General features: G+C 73.4%; 3 protein-coding genes. 1 reads left to right on the plus strand and 2 read right to left on the minus strand.

Annotation, left to right across the window (positions count from 1 at the left end; all coding sequences use genetic code 11):
* Positions 1 to 20: 20 nt before the first annotated feature.
* A complete protein-coding gene (locus D7V97_RS41070) occupies positions 21 to 2,225 on the plus strand; it encodes a PAS domain-containing sensor histidine kinase (protein WP_304988533.1) in 2,205 nt (734 codons plus the stop codon).
* Between the two features lie 7 nt (positions 2,226 to 2,232).
* Here D7V97_RS41070 and D7V97_RS41075 read toward each other — a convergent pair whose 3' ends face one another.
* Together D7V97_RS41075 and D7V97_RS41080 are read right to left on the minus strand one after the other, a co-directional pair.
* Positions 2,233 to 3,132 carry an MBL fold metallo-hydrolase gene (locus tag D7V97_RS41075; RefSeq protein ID WP_120615995.1) on the minus strand — a complete coding sequence of 300 codons (900 nt, stop codon included), beginning with the start codon at positions 3,130 to 3,132 and terminating at the stop codon, positions 2,233 to 2,235.
* A 191-nt stretch (positions 3,133 to 3,323) separates the two neighbouring features.
* Positions 3,324 to 3,771 (minus strand): cupin domain-containing protein (locus D7V97_RS41080; RefSeq protein WP_147445203.1); only part of this gene is annotated, 448 nt, incomplete at its 5' end.

Raw genomic sequence — 3,771 nt, forward strand, 5'->3', positions numbered from 1 at the left:
GGCTCGGGGCGGCCCTGGCGGTGGCGCTCGTGCTGGCGGCGGTCGTCGTGGGCGCGTTGCTGACGACGCGGACCGTCGGCAAGGCGCGGGTGCTGGAGCGCTCCCTGGATCTGCTGGAGGTGGAGCAGCTGGGACGGGCCTTCAGCGACAAGGTCTCCCTGGCCAACAGCGCGATGCTGGCGGGCGGGCGCACCCTCTCCCAGGACACGGCCCTGGCCCGGCAGCGCTTCCTGGACACCGCCGAGCGGCTGCGCGCGCGGCTGTCCGCTCCCGAGGACCAGACCCTGGTGGATGCCGTCTGGAGCGCCGAACAGGCGCACGAGGCCGCGCTGCACGCCCTGCAGGAAATGCCCGAAGGCAGGGAGCAGACGGCGGCCCGCGAGCGGCTGGCGCGGACCCATGTCCAGGTGCGCGAGGCCCAGGCCCGGCTGGAAGGGGAGGTGCATTCGCGGCTGACCCGTGCACACCAGGCGGCGCTCGAGGCGGACCGGTGGGAGCTGGGGCTGCTGCTCCTGGCGTCGTCCCTGGGCGTGGCGGTGGCCGCGGCGCTGGCGTGGGTGCTCCACCGCCAGCTGCACCCGCTCAAGCGCGAGGCGGTGGCCAGCGCGCACCGCTTCCAGGCCCTGGTGGAGGGCGTGCGCGACTACGCGCTGGTGCTGCTGGACGCGCGCGGGCGGGTGGCGAGCTGGAACCCCGGCGCCGAACGCATCAAGGGCTGGACCGAGGCGGAGATATTGGGCCGCCCGGCCTCCCTCTTCTACACGTCCGAGGAGGCGGCGGCGGGCCAGGCGGAGCGGGACCTGGCGCGGGCCCTGAACGAGGGGCGGCTGCACTCGGAGGGCTGGCGGCAGCGCAAGGACGGCTCGCGCTTCTGGGCGGAGATGTCCATCACCGCGCTGCGCGACGAGGCCGGGGCGCCGCAGGGCTTCGCGGTGGTGACGCGCGACATCACCGAGCAGCGCCGCACGGAGCGGATGCAAGAGCTGCTCGCGGAGGCCGGCCGCGTCTTCCACCAGTCGCTGGACCCCGACCTGACGGTGGCGGAGCTGGCGCGGCTGCTGGTGCCGGAGGTGGCGGATGGCTGCATCCTCTATCTGTTGACGCCCGCGGGGGAGCTGCGGCCCCGGGCCGTCACGCACGTGCGCCCCGAGCGCGAGGCGAGTCTGTGGGAGAGCTTGAGGCGCTTTCCTCCGCGCCCGGGCACGTCCCCGCACATCTGGGAGGTGATGCGCACCGGGCGCTCGCGCCTGGATGTGGACGCGAGCAGGCCGGAGCTGGAGCGGGCCGCGGATAACTCCCAGCACCGGGTGCTCATCGAGCGCCTGGGTGTCGGGTCGTCGCTGGTGGTGCCGGTGCGCGTGGGCAGCAGGACGCTGGGCGTGTTCGTGCTGATGACGGCCCGGGGACACCGCCTCTTCACGCAAGGCGACCAGGTGCTGGTGGAGGAGCTGGCGGGCCGGGCGGCGCTGGCCCTGGAGAACACGCGGCTGTTGCGCGAGGCGCGCGAGGCGGTGGACCTCATCGCCGTCACCGCGCACGACCTGGGCAATCCCTTGCATGCCCTGCAATTGCTCTTGAACCGGGTGCGGCGGGCCCAGGCGGCGGGCCAGGGCGAGGTGGTGCGACAGGGATTGATGGCGGCGAGCGGCCAGGCGGAGCGGCTGGGGCAGCTGCTGCACGACCTGCTGGACCTGTCGCGGCTGTCCTCCGACACGCAGGTGCTGGACACGACGCCCGTGGACCTGGGGGAGCTGACGCGCGAGGTGGTGGACCGCTTCGCGGAGAGCGCCGCGCAGGCGGGCTGCACGCTGACGCTGGAGGCGGAGGCCGGGCAGGTGGGCCAGTGGGACCGGATCCGCCTGGACCGGGTGGTGACGAACCTGGTCTCCAACGCGCTGAAGTTCGGCCGGGGCCACCCGGTGAAGGTGCGGGTGACGGCGCTGGACGCGGAGCACGCGCGGCTGGTGGTGCGCGACGAGGGCGTGGGCATCGCGCCGGACGCCCAGCGCCGCGTCTTCGAGCGCTTCGAGCGCGAGCCGACCATGAAGATAGAGCCGGGCTATGGGCTGGGCCTCTACATCGTGCGCCAGCTCGTGGATGCGCACGGGGGCACCATCCGCGTGGAGAGCATGCCGGGGCAGGGCGCCACCTTCACCGTGGACCTGCCGCGCGTGCCCCGCTCCGTGGAGGAGGCGGCGCGGGCGGAGCCGGTGTCGATCCAGTGATACCAGGCTACAGGTGCAGCGACGGCACGGGGGCGACGATGCCGGGGCGGATGGGGAAGTCCTCGGGCAGCTTCTCGCGCTCCTCCAGGCGTTCGAACTCCAGCGAGTCATGCGCGCAGAACACCGTCACCTGTTCGCCGTGGCGCTGCACCAATTCCCGCAGGCGGCGCAGGTTGTACCAGCGCATCCACCCGTCCTTCTGCATCAGCTTCTGGTAGGCGCGCAGGCCCACCGTGCAGCGGTAACGGTCCAGGTCCATCTCCCCGTGGTGGAAGTACGCGTCCCCCGCGTGCAGCATCCACCCGCCCCCGGTGTCGATGGCCACGCCCGCATGGCCCAGCGTGTGGCCCACCAGCGGCACCAGCAGGATTTCAGGTGGCAGCCCGGTGAGCTCGCGCACGCAGTCGAAGCCGAACCAGGACTCGCCCCGGCGCGCGGCGTAGGTCTCCCAGCGCGTCTCCTTGGACCACTGCTGCGGGCGGAAGCGCGCGCGGTCCAACCCACTGCGCTGCGCGGTGGCCACGCGGTACTCCTCCGCCAGCACGTGCACGCGCGCGTGCGGGAAGTCATCCAGGCCGCCCGCGTGGTCGAAGTCCAGGTGGGTGAGGACGATGTCGCGCACGTCGCTGGCCTGGAAGCCCATCCGCTCGAGCTGGCGGACGGCGGTGGCCTCCTCGGAGAGGGCGGGCCGGCACAGCACGTCGCGGAACAGGCCATGGAGCCGCACGCGGGGCGCGTACACGTCATTGAGGCCGAAGCCGGTGTCCACCAACACCAGCCCCCGGGCCGTCTCCAAGAGCAGGCAATGACAGGTGAGCGCCGCCGGTCCGGTGAAGTCGCGCCGTCCATCCATGAGCCGCCGACCGGGCGGGCACATCGTGGTGCAGTTCAGGTGGTGGATGCGCATGGCGGCTCCCGCTCCTCGTGACCGTGGCGGAAGAGCCCCGCGCCCTGACGTGGGGCCGTGGGATGCCGCCATTCGTTCGTTCAGGGCAAAAGTGCGCCGTGGTCTGCTTGGGAGGAATCACCGCCCCGGGAGGCGGCGTGGGCTCGCCTGCCCGTTGGGGGAGGAGGCCCACGATGCCATCGCCGTGGGCTTCAGAGCGGCGGCGCCTGCCCGGCGGCCTCCGCGTCGTGGGGAGGGGCCGACATCAGCACCAGCGCCTCGGAGGTGGTGATGGTGCGGTGCTCGACGCCGCGCGGGACGATGAGCAGCTCGCCCGCCTCCAGGTCCACGGCGCGCTCGCGGGACTCCACGCGCAGATGGCCCCGGGTGACGAAGAACAGCGCGTCCCCCGTGGCGTGCTGGCGCCAGGGGCCGGTGCCCGTCAGCCGCACCAGGTGCACGGGCTGGCCATGGAGCATGCCCACGGGCCGGGTGGTGCCGGGGCCGGACAGGTCGGTGAAGGCGTGCGCCAGGTTCACCTTCTCCAGCGGCGGCGGCGCGGTGTCCGGCGTGGAAGGCGCGGTCACGGTGTCGCGGCGGCGCGAGTCCCAGCGGGGGGGACGGCCCCCCAGCGGGGGCGAGGTCCGGGTGGGCGTGCTC

The organism is Corallococcus sp. CA053C (genome assembly GCF_003611675.1).
Classification (GTDB): domain Bacteria; phylum Myxococcota; class Myxococcia; order Myxococcales; family Myxococcaceae; genus Corallococcus.